This is a genomic window from Actinoplanes teichomyceticus ATCC 31121, from assembly GCF_003711105.1.
Lineage (GTDB): Bacteria > Actinomycetota > Actinomycetes > Mycobacteriales > Micromonosporaceae > Actinoplanes > Actinoplanes teichomyceticus.
Window position 1 is genome coordinate 7,814,470 of record NZ_CP023865.1, and the last position, 20,935, is coordinate 7,835,404.

Sequence of the window (20,935 nt, forward strand, 5' to 3'; positions counted from 1 at the left end):
GCGGCGCTCAGCTCCCGGCGAGGCGGGCGAGGGCGCCGAGGGCGACGTCGGACCGCGTCGTGTACCAGAACGGCGGCAGCGACCTGCGCAGGAACGGGCCGTAGGTGCGGGCCGTCTCCAGGCGCGAGTCGAGGACCGCGACCACACCCCTGTCCCCGGTGGAGCGGATCAGCCGGCCCACCCCCTGGGCCAGGCGGACCGCCGCGATGGGCACGCTCACCGAGGCGAAGCCGGAGCCACCGGACGCGTCGACCGCGGCCGAGCGGGCGGCGGCGAGCGGCTCGTCCGGGCGCGGGAACGGCAGCCGGTCGATCACCACGAGCTGGCACGAGTCACCGGGCACGTCCACGCCCTGCCAGAGCGACATCACGCCGAACAGGCAGCTCGCCTTCTCCTCCCGGAATTTGCGGACCAGGATCGGCAGTGTCTCGTCGCCCTGCAGCAGGATCGGCAGGTCGGTCTTGGCGCGCAGCAGCTCGGCGGCCTGCGTGGCGGCCTTGCGGGAGGAGAACAGCCCGAGGGTCCGCCCGCCGAGCGCCTCGACCAGCTTGAGCAGCTCCTCGGCGGCGGCGTCGGGCAGGCCGGACGCGGCCGGCCGGGGCAGGTGCGCCGCGACGTAGAGGATGCCCTGTTTCGGATAGTCGAACGGGGAGCCGACGTCCAGCGAGGTCCAGCCCTCGCCGGAGGCCGGGCCGGCCGCCTCCGGCCCGGTGGCGGCGACCGGCAGGCCGAGCGACCGGGCGACCGTGTCGAAGCGGCCGCCCAGGGTCAGCGTCGCCGAGGCGGCCACCACCGTGCGGTCGGCGTACAGCGCCTGGCCGAGGGTGCCGGCCACCGACAGCGGGGCCACCACCAGCGCCCGCCGGCCGGAGCCGAACTCGGACTTCTCCACCCAGGCGACGTCGGAGTCGTCCTCCTCCAGCAGCCGCTGGGCGGTCGAGGAGAGCTCGTCGAGAACCGCCTTGGCCTGCTGTTTGCGTACCGGATCGGGGTCGTCGGACTTGATGTCGCCGATCGCGGTGAGCCCGGCGCGGGTGGCCGACTCCAGCACGGTGACCGCCTGGCGCAGCGCGTCCGGCAGGCCGGCGGTGAGCCGGCCGGCCGGGACGTCGGCGAGCCCGACGGTGAGCGCGTCGGCGGCCTCGGCCAGCGACTCGGCGGCGGCCGGCGGGATCAGGGTGCGGGCGCGGCGGCCGGCCCGCTCGATCGCCTCCGGGGTGAGCTCGGCCTGCGAGGCCGAGGAGACCCGGTCGGCCAGCTCGTGCGCCTCGTCGACGACCAGCAGCTTGTGCGGCGGGATGATGTGCCGGTCGGAGAGCATGTCGACGGCGAGCAGGCTGTGGTTGGTGACCACGATGTCGGCCTCGCGGGCGCGGACCCGGGACGCCTCGGCGAAGCACTCCTGCCCGTACGGGCAGCGGGCCACCCCGACGCAGTCGCGCGCCGGCATGGAGACCGATCGCCAGGCGGTGTCGTCCACCCCTGGGTCGAGCTCGTCCCGGTCACCGGTCTCGGTCTTGTCGGCCCACGCCCGGATGCGCAGGACCTGCTTGCCCAGCCGGCCCGCCTCGCCCAGCCACTGCCCGGCCCTGGGGGTCGGTGGCGCGTCGTCGAAGAGGGTGTCGGCCGGGGCCTCCGAGTCGGCATGCTCCAGTTTGGCCATGCAGAGGTAGTGGTGCCGGCCCTTGAGGACGGCGAACGTCGGCCTGCGCCCGAGCACCGGCTCGACCGCCGCGGCCAGCCGCGGCAGGTCGTGCTCGACCAGCTGGTTCTGCAGCGCGAGGGTGGCCGTGGAGACCACCACCGGACCCTCCACCAGCAGCGCGGGGGTCAGGTAGCCCAGGCTCTTGCCGGTGCCCGTGCCGGCCTGCACGAGCAGGTGCTCACGGTCCCGGATCGCCCGGTCGATGGCCGCGACCATGGCCTGCTGACCTGGGCGGGCGGAGCCCCCGGGAACAGCGCCGACCGCGGCGGTGAGGAGCTGCTCGGCGGTCGCCTTCTTCTTGGTTGCTGCGGGCACCCAGGAACCGTACCCGGGACCACCGACAGAACCGGTGCACCGTTAGGGTGCACCCATGCCGAGCGAGATGGTCCGGGTCATCTACACCAAGTACGACGGTTCGGCCCATCGCGACTATCCGGCCCGCCGGCTGGCCGAGGACGACCTGGGCATCTGGGTCGGGGTGACACAGGGCACCGCGTCGGTCTACCACGGCCGCCCGTCCGTCGAGCAGATCCCGTTCGTCCTGCTCGTCCCGCATCACGCGTGGTGGACCGGCATGTTCAACCCGCCGCCGCGGACCAGCGAGGTGTACTGCGACATCACCACCCCGGCGCGCTGGGAGGGTGACACGGTGCACATCGTGGACCTCGATCTGGACGTGGTGCGCCGCCGCGAAACCGGTCTGGTCGAACTACGCGACGAGGACGAGTTCGAGGAGCACCGGACGCTGTTCGGTTACCCGGACGACCTGGTCGGCCATGCCAACGCGGCCGCTCGGGAGCTGCTCGGCAAGCTGGCGGACGGCACCGAGCCGTTCGCCTCGCTCTACCGCAAGCGGCTGCTAGAGGTCACCCAGTGACACCTTCGCCGGGTTCTGCTGGGTGAAGATCCCGGTGATCCGGCCGTCCTCGACCGCGACGGTGAGGACCGCGAGCAGCCGGGTGCCGTCCCGGCGCCGCCCGCGCAGCAGCATCGCCGCGCCGCCCTCGACCAGCACCGGTTCCAGCTTGGCGTCGAGCACGTCCGCCATCCGGTAGGTGAACAGGCCGTGGAAGAAGCGGCCCACCTTCGCCGGCCCGTGCACCGGGCGCAGCGCGCTGCGGGCCAGGCCGCCACCGTCGCTGATCGCGACGACGTCCGGGGCCAGGACGGCGGCCAGCGCCCGCACGTCGCCGCTCTGCGCCGCGGTGAGGAACGCCGCCAGCACACGCCGCTGTTCGGCCAGCCCGGCGGTGTGCCGTACCCCGCCGTCGGCCACCGCTCGCCGGCCCCGGGAGGCGTGCTGCCGGGCCGCCGCGGGCGTGGTGTCCAGCACCTTCGCCACCTCCTCGAACGGCACCGCGAACGCGTCGTGCAGCACGAAGGCCACCCGCTGCTCGGGGGTGAGCCGTTCCAGCACCACCAGCAGCGCCACGCTGACCTGGTCGGCGCGCTCGGCGTGGGTGGCCGGGTCGGCGTCCGGATCGACCGCGAAGGCGGGCAGCCATTCGCCGGGGTAGGTGGTCCGGCGTACCCGGGCGGAGTTGAGCTGGTCCAGGCAGATCCGTGAGGTGACCGTGGTCAGCCAGCCGCGGGCGTCGCGCACGTCGTCCTGCTGCGCGAAGCGCAGCCAGGCCTCCTGGACCGCGTCCTCGGCCTCGGCGCGGTTGCCGAGCATCCGGAAGGCGACGGCGGTCAGGTACGCACGGTGGGTCTCGAACTCGTTCGCGGCGGACGACGGCATGGGGCAATTCTGCGCGGGTTGCCCAGGGGCGGGTATCACCTGTGCCACAGTATGAAACGTCATATCAGGTGCTAATCGGGTGGTGATCACACGTGCGGGACATGGCGACCCTTGCCGGCAGCCTGGCCGGACTGGCCGGCGCGGGCGGGGCCATGACGGTCGTCCTCGCCCGCCGGACCCGTCCGTGCCTGCCGGGCGGCCACGCACTGGTCCCGGACCGGATCACCGACCCGCTGCCGGTGGTGCTGCGGCTGGGGCTGGGCGGGATGACCGTACGGGTGGTCCCCGGCCCGCACGGCGAGCTGTTCCTCGGGCCGGGCGCCCCGCAGCCGGGCCGCACCCTGCGCCGGCTCGTACTGGCCCCGCTCTTCGCCCGGGCCCGCGCCAACGCCGGCCGGCTCTGGAGCGATCAGCGGGAGCCGTTCCAGCTGGTGATCGAGTTCGTCGGGCGGATCCGGGACCCGGAGTCGCTGCTGCGCGCCTACCGGATGCTGGACCAGCAGCTGCGCGACCACGCGCCGCTGCTCACCCACAGCGCCGACGGACGGCTGACCCCGGGCGTGGTCTCGGTGACGGTGACCGGCATCGTGGACGCCCGGGAGCTGCTCGCCGCACAGCCGATCCGGTACGCGTTCGCCGAGTGCAGCTTCGACGACCTGGGTTCCAGCTCGGTCCCGCGGGAGCTGGCGCCGGTGGTCAGCGAGCCGTGGGCGCACCGGTTCGGCTGGGACGGCTGCGAGCCGATCACCGCCGAGGAGCGCCATCAGCTGCACGCGCTGGTCCAGGCCGCCCACGAGGACGGGCGTGCGGTGCGGATCAGCGGCTTGCCGGACGGCTCCCGGCGGGCGCGTGCGGCGATCTGGTCGGAGCTGTACGCGGCCGGTGTGGACGCGGTCGCCGACACCGATCTGGCCGGGCTGGCCCGGCACCTGCGGCGGCTGATGGCCGGGCCGGACGGCGCCGGGTCGCCGGTCCGGGGCGTACGGCACGGCGTCGGGCGGCCGGTCGATCACCACGAATCGGTTTAGCACGGTGTCGAAAGGGTGAACTCCCGGGGACCGATAGCATGCCTGCGGAGATCAATAGAAAAACCCGCCGATCGAGGTCCCTGCCGTGAAGTTCTCATTCCGTCCCGTCGAGGGCGTCTTCTACGACCTCTTCACCAAGGCCTCGCTCAACCTGGTGCGAGGCACCGAGCTGCTCAACGAGCTCACCCTGCCCGGAGTCGACGTCCAGTCGGTCAGTGAGCGCCTGAGCGATGTGGAACACGACAGCGACGCGATCACCCACGAGCTCTACAAGAAGATCAACTCCACCTTCATCACGCCGTTCGACCGGGCCGACATCTATTCCCTGGGCTCCCAGCTGGACGATGTCATGGACCACCTGGAGGCGGTCGGCAACCTGCTCTACCTCTACGGGCTCACCGAGCTGCCGTCGCTGCCCCGGGAGATGCACGAGCTGATCACCGTGCTCGACCAGCAGGCGAAGATCACCTCGGAGGCGATGCCGCGGCTGCGCACGATGAAGGACCTCGAGGAGTACTGGATCGAGATCAACCGGCTGGAGAACGACGGCGACCGGTCGTACCGGATGCTGCTGGTCCGGCTCTTCTCCGGGGAGTACGACGCGCTGACCGTCCTCAAGATGAAGGAGGTCGCCGACGAGCTGGAGGCGGCCTGCGACGCGTTCGAGCACGTGGCGAACACGGTCGAGACCATAGCGGTCAAGGAGTCCTAGGCCTTGTCACCGGAACTCGTCGCCGTCCTCGCGGTGATCATCGCCGCGATGGTGTTCGACTACACCAACGGTTTCCACGACGCGGCGAACGCCATCGCGACCAGTGTCAGCACCCGCGCGCTGACCCCCCGGGTGGCCCTGGGGATGGCCGCGGTCGGCAACTTCGTCGGCGCGCATCTGGGCGAGAAGGTCGCCAAGACGGTCGGCGACGAGCTGGTCCGGCTGCCACTGGGCATACCCAGCCTGGGCATCGTGTTCGCCGGCGTGCTCGGCGCCATCGCCTGGAACCTGATCACCTGGTACTTCGGGCTGCCGTCGAGCTCGTCGCACGCGCTCTTCGGCGGGCTGGTCGGCGCCACCATGGTCGCCAGCGTGGGCACCGTGCAGTGGTCGAACATCCTCCACAAGGTCCTGATCCCGATGGTGCTCTCGCCGATGGTCGGCCTGGTCCTCGGCTTCGTCGCGATGGTCGCGCTCATGTGGGCCTTCCGGCGTGGCCACCCGGGCAAGCTCAACCGCGGGTTCCGGATGGCGCAGACGTTCTCGGCGGCCGCGATGGCCATCGGCCACGGCACCCAGGACGCCGCGAAGACGATGGGCATCGTGGTGCTGGCCCTCTACACCGGCGGTTACCAGAGCAGCGCGACGCACATCCCGGAGTGGGTCTACTGGGCGTCCGCGACGGTGCTGGCGGCCGGCACGTACACCGGCGGCTGGCGGATCATCCGCACCCTGGGGCGGAAGATCATCGACCTGGGTCCGGCCGAGGGCTTCGCCGCCGAGACGGTGGCCAGCTCGGTGCTGTACTTCAACGCCTGGGTGCTGCACGCGCCGATCTCGACCACGCACACCATCACCTCGGCGATCATGGGCGTGGGCGCGACCAAACGGCTGAGCGCGGTCCGCTGGAACGTGGCCGGCAACATCGTGACCGCCTGGATCACCACCTTCCCGGCCGCCGCGCTGATCGCCTGCCTCTGCTTCTTCGTCGTCCGCCCGCTGTTCGGCTGAGGCCGGGCCGCTCGCGGCCGGCGCCGGACCGCAGACCCGTTCCGGGTACGACCGGTGTGGTCTCTCCGGTCGTACCCGCAGACGGTGTTCGCGCTCAGTAGGCGACGCCGACCTGGTCACGGATCGAGTCGAGCAGGTTCATCACCTCGAGCGTGGTGTTCTGCGAGACCAGCGGGCTCTCCAGCTCCCCGGCCAGCAGGCAGCGCTGCACCTCGGCGGCCTCGAACTGGTAGCCGCTGCCGGGGAAGTCGAACTCGAACGTCTCCGGCGCCTTGTTCGGCCGGCTCAGCGTGAACGAGCGCGGCACCATGAAGCCCGGCGGGATGTCGATCCGCCCGTCGGTGCCGGTGATCGACGCGGCGTTCCGGCTGGCGCCGTTGATGCTGCAGGTCAGCGCGGCGACCGCGCCGGACTGCCAGCCGAGCAGCACACCGGTGTGCTCGTCCACCCGCTCCGGGGTGAGGTGCGCCCAGGACTGCACCGAGATCGGCAGGCCGAGGATCAGGTGGGCCAGGTGGATCGGGTAGACGCCCAGGTCGAGCAGCGCCCCGCCACCCAGCTCCCGGGAGCGCAGCCGGTGCTCGGCGGCGAACGGCCCCTGCAGCCCGAAGTCCGCGTGGATCGCGCTGACCCAGCCGATCGCGCCCTCCTCGACCAGCTCGGCGACCTTGCGGATGGCCGGGTTGCAGCGCATCCACATGCCCTCCATGAGGAACACCTCGCGGTCGCGCGCGGCCTGCACCAGCTGCGCCGCGGACGGCAGGTCCAGCGTGATCGGCTTCTCCACCAGCACCGCCTTGCCGGCCTCGATGCACTCCAGCGCGCCGGCCAGGTGGAAGGCGTGCGGGGTGGCGACGTAGACCACGTCCACCCCGTCGTCGGCGGCCAGCGCGGAGTAGGACCCGTGCGCCCGGGCGAACCCGAACCGCTGCGCGAAGGCATCCGCGGTGGCCTGGTTGCGCGAGCCCACCGCGGCCAGTTCGGCCCCGGGGACCAGGGGGAGGTCGGCGGCGAAGGTGGCGGCGATCCCGCCGAGGCCGAGAATGCCCCAGCGAACGTTCTGTCCGGTCATGATCGATACCGTATCGCCCGGGGCGGTCACGGTGGCAGGATCGACCGGTGACCGAGCCGATGCCACTTCCGCCCGCGATGATGAAGAGGGCCCGGGAATTCACCGGTCCCGCCGCGCCGGCCCGCCCGGCCGCCACGGTGGTCCTGCTCCGACCGTCCGGCCCCGGCTTCCAGGTGTACGTCCTGCGCCGGCGCAGCACGATGGCGTTCGGCGGGGTGTACGCCTTCCCGGGCGGCGCCGTGGACCCGTCGGACCGCCCGCGGACGCTGCGCGACGACTGGGCCGCGCGTCTCGGCGTGCCGCGGGAGCAGGCCCGGGCGGTGGTCGGGGCGGCCGCCCGGGAACTGTTCGAGGAGGCCGGTGTGGTGCTGGCCGGCCCGGCCGCGGAACCGGACCGCACGGTCGCCGACGCGGACGACCCGACCTGGGAGTCCGACCGGGCCGCGGTGCTGCGCCGCGAGCTGACCATGTCCGACCTGCTGGCCCGGCGGGGGCTGCGGCTGCGCGACGACCTGCTGCTGCCGTGGGCCCGCTGGATCACCCCGGAATTCGAGCCGAAGCGTTACGACACCTGGTTCTTCGTCGCGCTGCTGCCCGGGGCGCAGACCGCCCGGGACGTCTCCGGTGAGGCCGACGGTACCGCGTGGATCGACCCGGCGGGCTCGGCCGACCTGCCGATGCTGCCACCCACCCGGCACACCCTGCGCCAGATCGCGGCCTGCGGCGGCATCCCCGGCGTGGTGGCCGCCTCGGCGCACCGGGACGCCGCCACCCCGGTGATGCCCCGCATCGACATCTCCCCCGACGGCACCGCCACGCTGGCCATCTGACGCGCTCCGGCCCGCGGCCGGCCCGCACGGCCGCGGTGCCCGGCGCCGTCCACACCGGGCACCGGCCGCGCGAGCCGGCCGCCGCTCTCCCGGAACGGCTCAGTCAGCCGGTCCGGTGACGACGGCCTCCACCCGGACCACCGCGCCGGCCGGGGCCACCGGCAGCAGCGTGCCGTCCACCCGCTCGCCGTCGACCAGCAGGTGCGTGACGCGGCCGGTCACACCGGCCGGCTTCTGCACGGTGATCTCGTACGTGGCCCCGCGGTAGGCCCGGGTGGCGCGGAATCCGGACCAGGCCGCGGGCAGCACCGGGTCGATACGCAGCCCGGTCAGCTCCGGCCGGATCCCCAGGATCCACTGGGTGATCGCCACGAAGTTCCACGCCGCGGTCCCGGTCAGCCAGGAGTTCTTGGCCTCGCCGTGGGTCGGCGCGTCCCGGCCGGCGATCATCTGCGGGTACACGTACGGCTCGCAGCGGTGCACCTCGCTGATCGCCTCCCGCACGGACGGGTTGATCCGCCGGTAGTAGTCGAACGCGCGGTCGCCGTTGCCGACCATCGTCTCGGCGATCATGATCCACGGGTTGGTGTGGCAGAAGATCCCGGCGTTCTCCTTGTACCCGGGCGGATAGGAGGAGATCTCCCCGAGCTCGATCCGGTAATCCGAGTACGCGGGCTGCTGCAGGACGATGCCGTGCGGGGTGGCCAGCCGCTCGGCCACGCTGTCCAGCGCCCGGACCGCCAGGCCGTCGTCGAGCCCCACCCCGCCGAGCACGCACATGCCCTGCGGCTCGATGAAGATCTGCCCCTCGTCGTTCTCGCCGGAGCCGACCGGGCGGCCGTGGAAGTCGTACGCCCGGCGGAACCAGCCGCCGTCCCAGCCGTGCTCGGTGACGGTGCCGGTCATCTTCTCCGCCGCCGCCCGGTACTCGGCCGCCTCGTCGCCGAGCCCGCGCAGGTCGGCGATCCCGGCGAGTTCCTTGGCGGCGAGCACGAACTGCCCGGCGATGAAGACCGACTCGGCCGACCCGCCGGTGGCGTTCTCGGTGGTCTGGAACGGCTCGCCCGGGGTGTCGGAGAAGCAGTTCAGGTTCAGGCAGTCGTTCCAGTCGGCCCGGCCGATCAGCGGCAGCCCGTGCGGCCCGAGCCGCTCCCGGGTGTAGTTCAGCGAGCGGCGCAGGTGCTCGTAGAGCGGCACCTCGCTGCCCGGCACGTTGTCGAACGGCACCGGCTCGTCCAGGATCGACGTGTCACCGGTCTCCTTCAGGTACGCGGCGACGCCCAGGATCAGCCACAGCGGGTCGTCGTTGAAGCCCTGGCCGATGTCGTTGTTCCCGCGCTTGGTCAGCGGCTGGTACTGGTGGTACGCCCCGCCGGTGTCCATCTGGGTGGCCGCGATGTCCAGGATCCGCTCCCGCGCCCGTTCCGGGATGATGTGGACGAAACCGACGAGGTCCTGATTGGAGTCCCGGAAGCCCATGCCACGGCCGATCCCGGACTCGTAGAACGACGCCGACCGGCTCATGTTGAAGGTGACCATGCACTGGTACGCGTTCCAGATGTTGACCATCCGGTCGGTGTCCGTGTCCGGGGTCGCCACCTGGAACCCACCGAGCAGCCGCTCCCAGTGCGCGCCGAGCGCCGCGAAGCCCTCGGCCACCGTCTCCGGCCGCAGCCAGCGCTCGATGGTCGGGCGGACGTGCCGCTTGTTGAGCGTCTGCGAGCCGGGCGGGTCGAACTTCTCGGCGCGCGGGTTCTCCGCGTACCCCAGTACGAAGACCACCTCCCGGGTCTCCCCCGGCTCCAGGGCCAGCTTGACGTGGTGGCTGCCCATCGGGGCCCAGCCGTGCGCCACCGAGTCGAAGGCCGCGCCGCGCTCCACCGCGGCCGGCCGGTCCCAGCCGCGGTACGCCCCGAGGAACGTGTCGCGCTGGGTGTCGAACCCGGCCAGCGGCTCGGAGCAGGCGAAGTAGGCGAAGTGGTCGCGCCGTTCCCGGTACTCGGTCTTGTGGTAGATGACCCCGTCGGCCACCTCGACCTGGCCGGTGGAGAAGTTGCGCTGGAAGTTCGTCGCGTCGTCCTGCGCGTCCCACAGGCAGAACTCGACCGAGGAGAAGAGCGAGAGGTCGGCTGCGGTGTCACGCTCGTTGGTGACCCGTACCCGCCACACCTCCAGGGTCTCGCCGAGCGGCACGAAGAACAGTGTCTCGGCGCGGATCCCGCCACGGGCGGAGGCGATCGTGGTGTACGACAGGCCGTGGCGGCACTCGTACTCGTCCAGGTCCCGCTGGGTCGGCTGCCAGGACGGCGTCCAGTAGTCGCCGGTGGCGTCGTCGCGGACGTACAGGTAGCGGCCACCCAGGTCGAACGGGGCATTGTTGTAGCGGTAGCGGGTCAGCCGGCGCAGCCGGGCGTCGCGGTAGAACGAATAGCCACCCGCGGTGTTGGAGACCAGCCCGAAGTACGCCTCGCTGCCCAGGTAGTTGATCCAGGGCAGGGGCGTGTCGGGGCGGTCGATGACGTACTCGCGTCTGGCGTCGTCGAAGTGTCCAAAGCGCACCTGGTACCTCCGCATCATGTTGGGAGCGCTCCCACATGTGAGCCTAGACACCGAGCGGCCATTTGAGGTGAGCCGAACGGGCCATCCTGGCGCGGCTCTCCGCCCCTGGTGCCCCTTTCCCGCCGCACGGCGGGACTTTCCGCTTCCCCGACGCGACGCCCGTGGCCCGGCTCGCCGCCGCGGGCGGCACTGCCCGCCCTGCACGGCCGGCGCCCGGCGCGCGCCGAAGAGGCGCTCGCGGCCGGGGCGTGAAGCCGCCGACGCGCCGCGGCCCGCGGGCGTCACCTGGCTCTCCGGATCCGGCACCGGCGGACCGGTGCGGAACACCCGGGCGACCACGTCAGCCATCCCGGGCTGGTCCCACGCGTCGCCGAAGGCCCCGCCGACCGGCGGGGCGGTCCCGGCGAGACAGCGCGGCGCCGGCTCCCGGTCGTACCGGGAACCGGCGCCTGCCGCGCGGTGTGCTCAGCCGAAGCGACCGGTGATGTAGTCCTCGGTCTTCTTCTGCGACGGGTTGCTGAAGATCTTCTGGGTGTCGTCGTACTCGATCAGCCGGCCCGGCTCGCCGGTCTTGTCGATCGAGAAGAACCCGGTCTTGTCGCTGACCCGGGCGGCCTGCTGCATGTTGTGCGTGACGATGATGATCGTGAAGCGGTCCTTCAGCTTGAACATCAGGTCCTCGATCGCCAGCGTCGAGATCGGGTCGAGCGCGGAACACGGCTCGTCCATCAGCACGACCTGCGGCTCGACCGCGATGGTGCGGGCGATGCAGAGACGCTGCTGCTGGCCACCGGAGAGGCCGGCGCCCGGGCGGTCCAGGCGGTCCTTGACCTCGTCCCAGAGGTTCGCCGAGCGCAGCGACTTCTCGGCGGCGTCGTCCAGGATCGACTTCTTCTTGACGCCGTTGAGCTTGAGCCCGGCGACCGCGTTCTCGTAGATCGACATGGTCGGGAACGGGTTGGGCCGCTGGAAGACCATGCCGATCATGCGACGGACGGCCGTGATGTCCACGTCCGGGTCGTAGATGTTCTGGTCGTCGATGGTGAGCCGGCCCTCGATCCGGGCGCCCGGCAGGACCTCGTGCATACGGTTGATCGACCGGAGGAAGGTCGACTTGCCGCAGCCCGACGGGCCGATCAGGGCGGTGATCGTCTTCGGCTCGACGGTCATCGAGACGTTGTCGATCGCCTTGAAGGAACCGTAGTAGGAGGAGACGTTGCTCGCCTCGATGCGCTTGGCCATGGGGAACCTCTTTTACCGGGTCAGTTTGTTGCGGCGGGCGAGCAGCTTGGCGCCGATGGTGAGCACCAGCACGAGCGCGACCAGGGTGAGCGCGGCCGTCCAGGCGCGGGCCGGCGCGTACTTCGAGGCGTCACCGGCCTGCTGGAAGACGTAGAGCGCCAGCGACGACTGCCCACCGGCGAACGGGTCGAAGTTGATCCGGGCGAGGCCACCCGCGACCAGCAGCACCGGGGCGGTCTCCCCGGCCGCGCGGGCGATGGCCAGCATGACACCGGTGACGATGCCGGGCGCCGCGGTCGGCAGCACGACCTTCAGGATCGTCTTCCACTGCGGCACGCCCAGCGCGTACGAGCCCTCCCGCAGCGGGCCGGGCACCAGGCGCAGCATCTCCTCGGTGGACCGCACGATGGTCGGCAGCATCAGCACGGTCAGCGCGAGCGAGGCCGCGAAACCGGAGTACTGCGGCTGGCCGTCGTTGAACCAGCGGCTGACGATCAGCACCCAGAAGGAGAGGACGAACAGACCGGCCACGATCGACGGGATACCGGTCATCACGTCGACGAAGAAGCGGACCGTGGTGGCGAACCGGCCCCGGCCGTACTCGACCAGGTAGATCGCGCCGAGCACGCCGAGCGGCACGGCGAACAGGGTGGCAATGCCGACCTGCTCCAGGGTGCCGATGATGGCGTGGTAGGCGCCGCCGTTCGGGTCGCGGGCGCCGATGTTGGCCATCGAGGTGCCGAAGAAGTCGCCGTCGAGGCGTTCCACGCCCTTGGAGACCAGCGTCCAGACCACCGAGGCCAGCGGCAGGACCGCCAGCAGGCAGGCGGTGTAGACCAGCGCCTGCCACATCCGGTTGCGGGCGGCCCGCTTGCCCTCCACGCGGCCGGCGGCGAAGTTGAGGCCGAGCAGGTACAGCACACCGCCCAGCACCACCACCAGCACCCAGTTGCCGATGCCGGTGCCGAGCACCACGGCGGCCGAGACCACCAGCGCGGCGACCGCGACGAGCAGGTTGGCCGTCACCGGGAAGGTGCGGCTGCGGAGGTGGTCCGGCGTCATCACGACGTCCGGCATCTCACGGTCGAGAAGGCTCATGCCGCACTGTCCCGGAACTCGCGACGGCGGTAGATGATGGCCCGCGCCGTCATGTTGACAACCAGCGTGATCGCGAACAGCACGAGACCGGAGGCGATCAGGGCGCCCCGGCCGGTGTCGTTCGCCTCGCCGAAGGAGTTGGCGATGTTCGCGGCGATCGAGTTGCCGCCGGACTCGATGAGGTTGAAGGAGACCTCCCAGGTGATGCCGAGGGTCAGCGCCAGGGCGATGGTCTCGCCGAGGGCCCGGCCGAGGCCGAGCATCACCGCGGCGATCACACCGGGCTTGCCGTACGGCAGCACCGCGGTGCGGATCATCTCCCACTTGGTGGCGCCCAGGGCCAGCGCGGCCTCCTCGTTCATCCCCGGGGTCTGCTGGAAGACCTCCCGGGAGAGGGAGGTGACGATCGGCAGCACCATGATCGCCAGGACCAGGCCGCCGAGCATCAGCGACTGGCCGAACGGCCCCTCGCCGCCGAAGACCGGCAGCCAGCCGAAGTAGTGGTTCAGCCAGAGCGAGAACTCCCGGACCGGCTCCTGGAAGACGTCCCGCCCCCAGATGCCGAAGACCACGCTGGGCACGGCGGCGAGCAGGTCGATCACGAAGCCCAGCGGGGTGGCGAGCCGGCGCGGGGCGTAGTGGGTCAGGAACAGCGCGATGCCGAGCGCGATCGGCACCGCGACCACCAGCGCGATGATCGAGGTCAGCACGGTGCCCAGCGCCAGCACGGCGATGCCGAAGGCGGGCGGGAGCTCGTTGGGCATCCAGCGGTTGTAGGTCAGGAAGTTTTCCTCGTCCGCCCGGATCGCCGGGACGGCCTTGGAGATGAGGAAGACGGCGATCGCGACGATGATGATCAGCACCATCGCGCCCGCGGCTGTCGAGAGGCCGCGGAAGCCGGTCTCCAGGGAGAACCGCGACTTCTTCGGCAGGGCGCCGCCACCGCCGGCCGGGGGCTCTTCGTAACGGCTCGGGTACGCGCCATAGCCGGCGCCCTGAGCGTTGCCGCTCAGGTCGCCGGCGGTGGCGTTCGCCGAGCGGGAGGGGATGTCACCCATCTACGCGCTCGCTGTCGTCTCGAAGGGATTAACGAACCGGGGTTCAGGCGAGCGTGTCGACCGAGGCCGCGACCTTGGCACGCACCGACTCGGGCAGCGGGGCGTAGCCCAGCTCGCCGAGCGCCTTCTGCCCCTCGGCGGAGGCGGTGTACTTCAGGAAGCCCTGGATCGCCTTGCCCTTGCCGGCGTCCGCGTTCTTGCTGCAGACGATCTCGTAGGTCGCCAGGACGATCGGGTAGGCCCCGGCCTGGGTGGTGTTGTAGTCGATGTCGAGCTTCAGGTCGTTGCCGGTGCCGACCACCTTCGCGCCCTCGATCGCCTTGCCCGCGGCCTCACCGGTCAGCTCGGTGAACTCGCCGGCGCCGTTCTTGACCTTGGCCATCTGCAGGTCGTTGTTCTCCGCGAAGGAGAGCTCGACGTACGAGATGCTGTTCGGCGCGCTCTTGATCTTGGAGGCCACGCCGTCCGACTTGTTCGCGCCGGTGCCGCCCGGGGCCGCCCAGGTCTTGGCGTGGTCGAAGGTCCAGTCCGCCTCGGCGGCCTTGCTCAGGTACTTGGTGAAGTTGTCCGTGGTGCCGGACTCGTCGGCGCGGTGCACCGTCTCGATGGTCGCGGCCGGCAGCTTGGCGTCCTTGTTCTCCGCGACGATCGCCGGGTCGTTCCACTTGGTGATCTTGCCCGCGAAGATCTTCGCAATGGTGGAGGCCGACAGCTGGAGACCGTCGACGCCCTGGACGTTGTAGACCACGGCGATCGGGCCGACGACCATCGGAAGGTTGAGCACCGGGGCGCCGCACTTGGCGTCGGCGGCCTTCTGCTCGTCCTCCTTCAGGGCCGAGTCGGAACCGGCGAAGTCGGCCAGGCCCGAGGTGAAGGCCTTGATGCCGGCGCCGGAGCCGTTGCCCTGGTAGTCGATCTTCGCGTCCGCACACGAGGCGCTGTACGCCTTGATCCACTCGTCCATGGCGTTCTTCTGGGCGCTGGAGCCCTGAGCCGACAGGGTGCCACCGACGCAGGTGCCCGCGGACGGGGCCGCGGCGCCGCCCGCCTCCGACTTGGTGTCGGTGTTGTCCGAGCCGCAGGCGCTGAGCGCGATCGTCGCAGTCAAAGCAATGCCGGCAACCAGACCGGACCGCTGGAACTTCACGGTTGTGTCCCCTTCGGGTTCAGTGCAGCCGGTCGCTCACCGGCTCGAGGAGAAAGCTAAGAGTGCGAGGTGACCTGCGAGCCGGGCGCAAATGAACTGGCGGTGAACACGTCGGCCCCAAAAGGTGGCCACACCCTGAGGGGTAGTTGTCCGTTAAGTGAACCGCGCGCCTGGTACCCGAAAAGTCGGATAATCCCGTCCGTCCGTGACCTCAGCGAGATGGCGGCTTGTCCGGGGCGTTACACAAACCGCCCGCCCTCGCGGCGCGAGAGCGGGCGGCGGGACGTGCGGCCGGGAAACTACCGGCGGTACATGACGTCGGTCTTGTGGATCTGGAAACCCAGCCGCCGGTACAGCGCCACGGCGGCCGGATTGGACTCGTCGACGTACAGATGCGACCAGGCCAGCCCGGCGGCGGCCAGATGCCGCAGGCCGGCCACGCTGAGCGCGGCGCCCAGGCCGCGCCGGTGCCCGGCCGGGTCCACCCCGAGCACGTAGATCTCGCCCAGCGCCGGGTCCGGCCCGACCGGCGGGTGCACCTTGGTCCAGTGGAAGCCCAGCACCGTGTCGGTCACGTCCACGGCGAGCAGGAACCCGGTCGGATCGAACCACGGCTCGGCCTCGCGCAGCAGCAGGTCGTCCAGGGTCCAGCGGCCCTGCTCCGGGTGGTGCGCGAAAGCCCGCGCGTTCACCTCGAGCCAGGCCCGCTCGTCTCGACCGGGACGGAAGGCGCGGACCGTCACGCCGGCCGGCAGCGGGATCTGCGGCAGCGGCTCCAGCAGCGAACGGCGCATCTGCCAGAGCACCCGGTCGCGGGCGAAACCGTTGCGCTCGGCGAACGCGCGGGCGCCCGGATCGTCGCCGTGCGCCCAGAACCGCAACGGCCCGGCGCCGGCCGCGGCGAGCAGCGCGGTGCCGTTCCCCCGGCGGCGGTGCGCCGGGTGGACGACCAGCTCGCCGGCGCCGTCCTCGACGAAGGCGTAGCCGGCCGGGGAGAGCAGGTGCACACCCCCGCCGCCGTTACGGACGCGCAGCACCACGTCCTCGGACAGCGGGTAGACGCCGTCCGCCTCGGCAGCGGCGGCGGCCAGGGCCAGAACCTCGTCGGCCTGCGCGGCGGACAGCCGGTCCGCAGCACGGACCGGCTGCACGCTCGTCATGACGGATCAGACCGGGAGCGAGACCGGCTCGTTGTCCGGCAGCTGGCGGCCGGACGGCGGGACCACGAACTTGTAGCCCACCTGGCGCACGGTGCCGATCATCGACTCGTACTCCGAGCCGAGCTTGGCCCGCAGGCGCCGGACGTGCACGTCGACGGTCCGGGTGCCGCCGAAGTAGTCGTAGCCCCAGACCTCGCGCAGCAGCTGGTCGCGGGTGAACACCCGGCCGGGGTGCTGGGCGAGGAACTTGAGCAGCTCGAACTCCTTGTAGGTGAGGTCGAGCGGGCGGCCCTTCAGCTTGGCCGCGTAGGTGTCCGGGTCGATGTTCAGCTCACCGGCGCGGATCGAGCCGCCGGCGCCGGCGGTCGCGTTGTTGAGCCGGCCGACGCAGAGCCGCAGCCGGGCCTCGACCTCGGCCGGGCCGGCGCTGGCGAGGATGACGTCGTCGACACCCCAGTCCGCGTTCAGCGCGATCAGGCCGGCCTCGGTCACCACCGCGATCAGCGGCACGCCGATGCCGGTCGCGTGCAGCATGCGGCAGGTGGCACGGGCTTCGGAGAGTTCGGAACGTGCGTCGACCAGGACGGCGTCGGGGCTCGGCCCGGACACCAGGGTGCGCACGTCGCGAGGGGCGGTTCGTACCGAGTGGGGCAGCAGGTCCAGGGCGGGCAGCACGGCGGAAGGCTCACCGGCACGTGCCGTCACCAACAGAAGGATCTCCACACTCACCTCCGTCCTCGCGGCGCGAAGCCGCTCGGGTGACCCGGTTTGCGCAGCTGGGAGCTTCGCCACCGGAGAACTGGGGCCCGGCGTCACCGACGGGTGGGTTGCGGTTACCTTAACCGATACATCAGTGTGCGCGACCGGTTCGCGTTCCCGAGTGATGTAACGAACGCCTGCTAGGTGGCCTAACGCCCGGTTCGTAACAAGCCTTTTACACAGGCCGTCCGGTGGTGCCGGAAAGCCTCGGCCGTGGCGGCGATTGGGCCGCCGGGCGGACTCTGGCACGATCGCTGTCGTGTTCCCCTCCATGCCGCAGGACGACCCCTGGGACGCCGACGCCTCCCGCGACGTCGCGCGCCTGACCCCGGGCCGCCCGAAGGCCGGGATGTACGGCGCCGTGCCGGACGACACCGACCAGCGGCCCTCCTCCGAGCCGGAGCCGGACGAGGAGGAGTTCGACGAGATCGAGGTCGTGCCGGTCCGCCGCAAACTGTCGGTGGCGATCGGCGGGTTCGCGGGGCTGCTCGCGCTGGCGCTGATCGTCGGGACGCAGACCACCGGGCCGGACGGGCGTACGCCGTACGCGGTCGTGCTCTTCGGGGTCCAGCTGCTCGGCCTGCTGGCCTGGACCATGGCGCTGAACCCGCCGGCCCCGGCGACCACCGCCGCGATCAGCGGCGCCGCCGGCCTGGCCGCCTGCTACCTCGCGGCCACCGCCGACCACGCCGGCCTGAAACCGCTGCTGTACGTGGCGGTGGCCGGTTTCGCGGCCGCGCTGATCGGCCAGGTGGTCCGTCCCGAGGACCGCCACCGGGTCGGCGACTCGTGGCGCACCACGCTGCTGATCGTGCTCGGCGTGGTGGCGTACGCGCTCCCGATCGTGCTGACCCGGCAGTCGCTGGGCGCGCAGGCGATCCTGGTCTGCTGCACCGGCGCCGGGCTCGCGCTGCTGATCGCCCGGCTGACCGACGCGGTGTTCCCGAAACCGCGGATCGCGGCGCAGGTGCCCCGCGGCGCGGCCGGCATCGTGCTCGGCGCGATGGTCGGCACGTTCGCCACCGCGTGGCTGGGCAGTCAGATGGTGCTGCCGTTCACCCCGGCCAAGGGCGCGGTGGCCGGCCTGGTGGCGGCGGTCGCGGCGATCCTGGTCGACCTGGCGGTCAACTTCGGTGAGGCGGGCCGCCGGCTGGCCGGCGAGGCGCCGACGTTATGGCTGGCCCGGCACATGACCGGCCCGCTCGGCGGGTTCGCGCTGAGCTTCGCGGCCGCCTATCTGCTGGTGCACTTCTATCTCGGCTGAGCCGTCCGTTTCGCCGGGGCGTGGATCCGGGCATGTACGGTCCTCAACAGTTCGCCGAACCGGGAGGGCCCGTGGCCGAGGTGTACCAGAGCGACCAGCGCCCGCGGCGCCGCCGCCGGGGCCGCGGCCTGCTGATCGCCGTCGTGGTGCTGCTCCTGCTGCTGCTCGGCGGCCTGGCCGTGGTGGACCGGTTCGGCGCGTCGTTCGCCGAGGGGGTCATCGCCGACAAGGTCACCGAGCAGGTACGGCAGCGCCAGGCCAGCAGCGACACCCCCGAGGTGGACATCGCCGGGGTCCCGTTCCTGACCCAGGTGCTGCGCGGGCGGTACCAGGACATCCGGATCCAGCTGCGCAACTTCGCCGGCCCGACCGGCACCGGCGGGAACATCCGGCTGGCCCTGCTCGACATCCACGCCCGGGACGTCACGGCGCCGCTGGACGCGCTGCGCAGCGGCCGGGGCGACGTGGTGGCCGGCACCCTGAGCGGCACCGGGACCATCGACTACCCGCAACTGGCCGAGCTCATCGGGCAGCCGGGCCTGAAGCTGGCCGAGAAGGACGGCAAGCTGGTCGGCTCCGCCCGGGTCAACGCGCTCGGACAGCAGCTGGACGTGTCCGGGACGGCGACGCTGGACGTGGTCGACGGCGGGATCCGGGTCCGTTTCGCCGACGTCAGGGCGTCGAACCTGCCGGACGTGCCGGTGATCCAGAACGTCGTCCGGTCGTACGCCGAGAAACTCGCTCTCGATCTCGCCGCCCCGCAGCTGCCGTTGCAGCTCAAGGTGCAGTCGGTGGCGCCGGTGGCGCAGGGGCTGAACGTGACCTTCGGCGCCCGGAATGTCAACCTTGGTGCCGGCAGTCTGTGACCCCCGCCTCGTCCCGGATCGTGGTCGGTACTGTTCCACGCTCCGGAGCCGCTGGTAGGGTCCGTGCCATGAGCCTGTTGCTCACGAAAAGGCGCGCGGTCGACCTGTGCCGCGTGGCCGCGTGCCTGTGTCGCCCCGTCAACTGACGGGGCCGCTCGGTGCTGAGCACCTTCTCTAGATAGCCCGGGGCAACTTCTTTGTCCGGCAGTGGCGCCGTCGCACAGCAGCCCGTGATCCCACCTGTCTCCATGGGTCCCGCGCGGAGTGCGACCAGATCTCCGTGCGCTGACTCTCCCCTCACCCACTTTTCAAGGGAGTGAACCGATGAGTCGCGACACCGCACTCGTGTCGGCCGACTGGGCCGAGAAGAACCTGGAAACGCCCGGCATCGTCTTCGTCGAGGTGGACGAGGACACCACCGCGTACGACGGTGGCCACATCCCGGGCGCCATCAAGATCGACTGGAAGCAGGACCTGCAGGACCCGGTCCGCCGCGACTTCGTCAACCAGGAGCAGTTCTCCGCGCTGCTGTCCGAGCGGGGCATCAGCAACGACGACACCGTGATCCTCTACGGCGGCAACAACAACTGGTTCGCGGCGTACGCGTACTGGTACTTCAAGCTGTACGGCCACGAGTCGGTCAAGCTGCTCGACGGCGGCCGCAAGAAGTGGGAGCTGGACGCCCGCGTCTACACCAAGGACGTCCCGGAGCGCCCGAAGACGAACTACGTCGCCAAGGCCCCCGACCTGTCGATCCGCGCGTTCCGCGACGAGGTGGTGCAGGCCATCGGCGCGAAGAACCTCGTCGACGTGCGCAGCCCCGACGAGTTCGCCGGCCGCCTGCTCGCCCCGGCGCACCTGCCGCAGGAGCAGTCGCAGCGGGCCGGCCACATCCCCACCGCGATCAACGTGCCGTGGAGCAAGGCCGCCAACGAGGACGGCACGTTCAAGTCCGACGAGGAGCTCGCCAAGATCTACGGCGAGGCCGGGTTCGACGAGGGCAAGGACACCATCGCGTACTGCCGGATCGGTGAGCGCTCGTCGCACACCTGGTTCGTGCTGCGTGAGCTCCTCGGCAAGGAGAACGTGAAGAACTACGACGGTTCCTGGACCGAGTACGGCTCGCTCATCGGCGTGCCGATCGCGCTCGGCGACGAGCCCGGAAAGGCGTGATCATGACCTCCCCTGCCAACATCGCCGCCGGCTGTGCCGCGCCGGACCAGTCCGCGCCCCTCCCCGCCAGCGTGGACCTGGAGAAGGAAACCGTCATCACCGGCGTGGTGAGCACCGCCGAGGGCGAGGCCGTGGGCGGCGCGTACGTCCGCCTGCTCGACGCCTCCGGCGAGTTCACCGCCGAGGTGGTCACCTCTCCCGAGGGGGTGTTCCGCTTCTTCGCCGCGCCCGGCTCGTGGACGCTGCGCGCGCTCAGCCGGTTCGGCAACGGCGAGCTCGCGGTGGACGCCACCCGCGGGGTGAACGAGGTCTCGCTGAACGTCGCGGCCGCCTGACCCACGCTCTGTCACGGGCGGGATCCCTCCGGGGGTCCCGCCCGTTTGCGTTCTTCCCGGTACGACCCGGGAGTCCGGCCCGCGGGGTTCCCCGCCGCGCTCCGGACCGGCGCCGCAGCCACCCACCGCCCGCGGGCTTTCCCGCCGCGCTCCGGACCGGCGCCGCAGCCACCCA

General features: G+C 71.4%; 20 protein-coding genes. 10 read left to right on the plus strand and 10 right to left on the minus strand.

Translation table 11 applies throughout. From position 1 onward, the window contains the following. Positions 1–7: 7 nt before the first annotated feature. Entirely contained in the window at positions 8–2,020 is a 2,013-nt protein-coding gene (locus tag ACTEI_RS34470; RefSeq protein ID WP_122981458.1) for an ATP-dependent DNA helicase, read from the minus strand. A gap of 55 nt (positions 2,021–2,075) precedes the next feature. On the opposite strand from ACTEI_RS34470, the gene ACTEI_RS34475 reads away from it, so the two are divergent. Continuing rightward, on the plus strand, positions 2,076–2,582 hold the full coding sequence (locus ACTEI_RS34475) for a DUF402 domain-containing protein (RefSeq protein ID WP_122981459.1): 507 nt from the start codon (positions 2,076–2,078) through the stop codon (positions 2,580–2,582). On the opposite strand, the gene sigJ is transcribed toward ACTEI_RS34475, so the two are convergent. Next, the gene (sigJ, locus tag ACTEI_RS34480) at positions 2,565–3,446 is read right to left on the minus strand and encodes an RNA polymerase sigma factor SigJ (RefSeq protein WP_122981460.1); all 882 of its coding nucleotides are present in this window, start codon (positions 3,444–3,446) and stop codon (positions 2,565–2,567) included. The two genes, ACTEI_RS34475 and sigJ, sit on opposite strands and share 18 nt — an antisense overlap. Before the next feature lie 101 nt (positions 3,447–3,547). Between sigJ and ACTEI_RS34485 the strand changes: the two genes are divergently transcribed. The 3 genes from ACTEI_RS34485 to ACTEI_RS34495 all read left to right on the plus strand — a co-directional run bounded on the left by ACTEI_RS34485 (position 3,548) and on the right by ACTEI_RS34495 (position 6,197). After that, positions 3,548–4,474, plus strand: a complete 927-nt coding sequence (locus ACTEI_RS34485) for a PI-PLC domain-containing protein (protein ID WP_239082167.1) — start codon at positions 3,548–3,550, stop codon at positions 4,472–4,474. Between the two features lie 85 nt (positions 4,475–4,559). Then, positions 4,560–5,186 (plus strand): DUF47 domain-containing protein, encoded by a 627-nt coding sequence (locus ACTEI_RS34490; RefSeq protein ID WP_122981461.1) that lies wholly within the window; start codon positions 4,560–4,562, stop codon positions 5,184–5,186. Positions 5,187–5,189: 3 nt separating this feature from the next. After that, a complete protein-coding gene (locus ACTEI_RS34495; RefSeq protein WP_122981462.1) occupies positions 5,190–6,197 on the plus strand; it encodes an inorganic phosphate transporter in 1,008 nt (335 codons plus the stop codon). Between the two features lie 94 nt (positions 6,198–6,291). Here ACTEI_RS34495 and ACTEI_RS34500 read toward each other — a convergent pair whose 3' ends face one another. After that, positions 6,292–7,269: a Gfo/Idh/MocA family protein gene (locus ACTEI_RS34500; RefSeq protein ID WP_122981463.1), complete on the minus strand. Its 978-nt coding sequence runs from the start codon at positions 7,267–7,269 to the stop codon at positions 6,292–6,294. A 59-nt stretch (positions 7,270–7,328) separates the two neighbouring features. Between ACTEI_RS34500 and ACTEI_RS34505 the strand changes: the two genes are divergently transcribed. Then, positions 7,329–8,099 carry an NUDIX hydrolase gene (locus ACTEI_RS34505; protein WP_372443201.1) on the plus strand — a complete coding sequence of 257 codons (771 nt, stop codon included), beginning with the start codon at positions 7,329–7,331 and terminating at the stop codon, positions 8,097–8,099. A gap of 99 nt (positions 8,100–8,198) precedes the next feature. Here ACTEI_RS34505 and ACTEI_RS34510 read toward each other — a convergent pair whose 3' ends face one another. The 7 genes from ACTEI_RS34510 to ACTEI_RS34540 all read right to left on the minus strand — a co-directional run bounded on the left by ACTEI_RS34510 (position 8,199) and on the right by ACTEI_RS34540 (position 17,086). Further along, positions 8,199–10,658 (minus strand): glycoside hydrolase family 94 protein, encoded by a 2,460-nt coding sequence (locus tag ACTEI_RS34510; RefSeq protein ID WP_122982601.1) that lies wholly within the window; start codon positions 10,656–10,658, stop codon positions 8,199–8,201. A gap of 465 nt (positions 10,659–11,123) precedes the next feature. After that, on the minus strand, positions 11,124–11,900 hold the full coding sequence (gene pstB, locus ACTEI_RS34515; RefSeq protein WP_122981464.1) for a phosphate ABC transporter ATP-binding protein PstB: 777 nt from the start codon (positions 11,898–11,900) through the stop codon (positions 11,124–11,126). Between the two features lie 12 nt (positions 11,901–11,912). Then, complete coding sequence (gene pstA / locus ACTEI_RS34520; RefSeq protein ID WP_122981465.1) at positions 11,913–12,998, minus strand: phosphate ABC transporter permease PstA; 1,086 nt, start codon at positions 12,996–12,998, stop codon at positions 11,913–11,915. Next, a complete protein-coding gene (gene pstC, locus ACTEI_RS34525) occupies positions 12,995–14,056 on the minus strand; it encodes a phosphate ABC transporter permease subunit PstC (RefSeq protein ID WP_122981466.1) in 1,062 nt (353 codons plus the stop codon). Before pstC ends, pstA begins: the two co-directional genes overlap by 4 nt. 43 nt (positions 14,057–14,099) lie before the next feature. Next, complete coding sequence (gene pstS / locus ACTEI_RS34530; RefSeq protein WP_122981467.1) at positions 14,100–15,203, minus strand: phosphate ABC transporter substrate-binding protein PstS; 1,104 nt, start codon at positions 15,201–15,203, stop codon at positions 14,100–14,102. A 299-nt stretch (positions 15,204–15,502) separates the two neighbouring features. Beyond that, complete coding sequence (gene mshD, locus ACTEI_RS34535) at positions 15,503–16,363, minus strand: mycothiol synthase (protein WP_122981468.1); 861 nt, start codon at positions 16,361–16,363, stop codon at positions 15,503–15,505. A 6-nt stretch (positions 16,364–16,369) separates the two neighbouring features. Further along, positions 16,370–17,086 carry a winged helix-turn-helix transcriptional regulator gene (locus tag ACTEI_RS34540; protein WP_122981469.1) on the minus strand — a complete coding sequence of 239 codons (717 nt, stop codon included), beginning with the start codon at positions 17,084–17,086 and terminating at the stop codon, positions 16,370–16,372. Positions 17,087–17,381: 295 nt separating this feature from the next. On the opposite strand from ACTEI_RS34540, the gene ACTEI_RS34545 reads away from it, so the two are divergent. The 5 genes from ACTEI_RS34545 to ACTEI_RS34560 all read left to right on the plus strand — a co-directional run bounded on the left by ACTEI_RS34545 (position 17,382) and on the right by ACTEI_RS34560 (position 20,760). Then, positions 17,382–18,386, plus strand: coding sequence for a hypothetical protein (locus ACTEI_RS34545; RefSeq protein WP_239082168.1), 1,005 nt, complete (start codon positions 17,382–17,384; stop codon positions 18,384–18,386). Positions 18,387–18,457: 71 nt separating this feature from the next. After that, entirely contained in the window at positions 18,458–19,252 is a 795-nt protein-coding gene (locus tag ACTEI_RS34550; protein WP_122981471.1) for an LmeA family phospholipid-binding protein, read from the plus strand. Between the two features lie 68 nt (positions 19,253–19,320). Beyond that, a complete protein-coding gene (locus ACTEI_RS39255) occupies positions 19,321–19,398 on the plus strand; it encodes an Ms5788A family Cys-rich leader peptide (RefSeq protein WP_316248150.1) in 78 nt (25 codons plus the stop codon). A 178-nt stretch (positions 19,399–19,576) separates the two neighbouring features. Beyond that, positions 19,577–20,425, plus strand: coding sequence for a sulfurtransferase (locus ACTEI_RS34555; RefSeq protein ID WP_122981472.1), 849 nt, complete (start codon positions 19,577–19,579; stop codon positions 20,423–20,425). A 2-nt stretch (positions 20,426–20,427) separates the two neighbouring features. Continuing rightward, positions 20,428–20,760 (plus strand): DUF1416 domain-containing protein, encoded by a 333-nt coding sequence (locus tag ACTEI_RS34560; RefSeq protein ID WP_122981473.1) that lies wholly within the window; start codon positions 20,428–20,430, stop codon positions 20,758–20,760. Positions 20,761–20,935 lie beyond the last annotated feature (175 nt).

What these genes read in the sequence shown, in the direction of transcription:
- ACTEI_RS34475 (WP_122981459.1), top strand. Translation starts at nt 2,076, where the DNA reads ATGCCGAGCGAGATGGTCCGGGTCATCTACACCAAGTACGACGGTTCG.
- sigJ (WP_122981460.1), bottom strand. Translation starts at nt 3,446, where the DNA reads ATGCCGTCGTCCGCCGCGAACGAGTTCGAGACCCACCGTGCGTACCTG.
- ACTEI_RS34485 (WP_239082167.1), top strand. Translation starts at nt 3,548, where the DNA reads ATGGCGACCCTTGCCGGCAGCCTGGCCGGACTGGCCGGCGCGGGCGGG.
- ACTEI_RS34500 (WP_122981463.1), bottom strand. Translation starts at nt 7,269, where the DNA reads ATGACCGGACAGAACGTTCGCTGGGGCATTCTCGGCCTCGGCGGGATC.
- ACTEI_RS34505 (WP_372443201.1), top strand. Translation starts at nt 7,329, where the DNA reads ATGCCACTTCCGCCCGCGATGATGAAGAGGGCCCGGGAATTCACCGGT.
- pstB (WP_122981464.1), bottom strand. Translation starts at nt 11,900, where the DNA reads ATGGCCAAGCGCATCGAGGCGAGCAACGTCTCCTCCTACTACGGTTCC.
- pstA (WP_122981465.1), bottom strand. Translation starts at nt 12,998, where the DNA reads ATGAGCCTTCTCGACCGTGAGATGCCGGACGTCGTGATGACGCCGGAC.
- pstC (WP_122981466.1), bottom strand. Translation starts at nt 14,056, where the DNA reads ATGGGTGACATCCCCTCCCGCTCGGCGAACGCCACCGCCGGCGACCTG.
- mshD (WP_122981468.1), bottom strand. Translation starts at nt 16,363, where the DNA reads ATGACGAGCGTGCAGCCGGTCCGTGCTGCGGACCGGCTGTCCGCCGCG.
- ACTEI_RS39255 (WP_316248150.1), top strand. Translation starts at nt 19,321, where the DNA reads ATGAGCCTGTTGCTCACGAAAAGGCGCGCGGTCGACCTGTGCCGCGTG.
- ACTEI_RS34555 (WP_122981472.1), top strand. Translation starts at nt 19,577, where the DNA reads ATGAGTCGCGACACCGCACTCGTGTCGGCCGACTGGGCCGAGAAGAAC.
- ACTEI_RS34560 (WP_122981473.1), top strand. Translation starts at nt 20,428, where the DNA reads ATGACCTCCCCTGCCAACATCGCCGCCGGCTGTGCCGCGCCGGACCAG.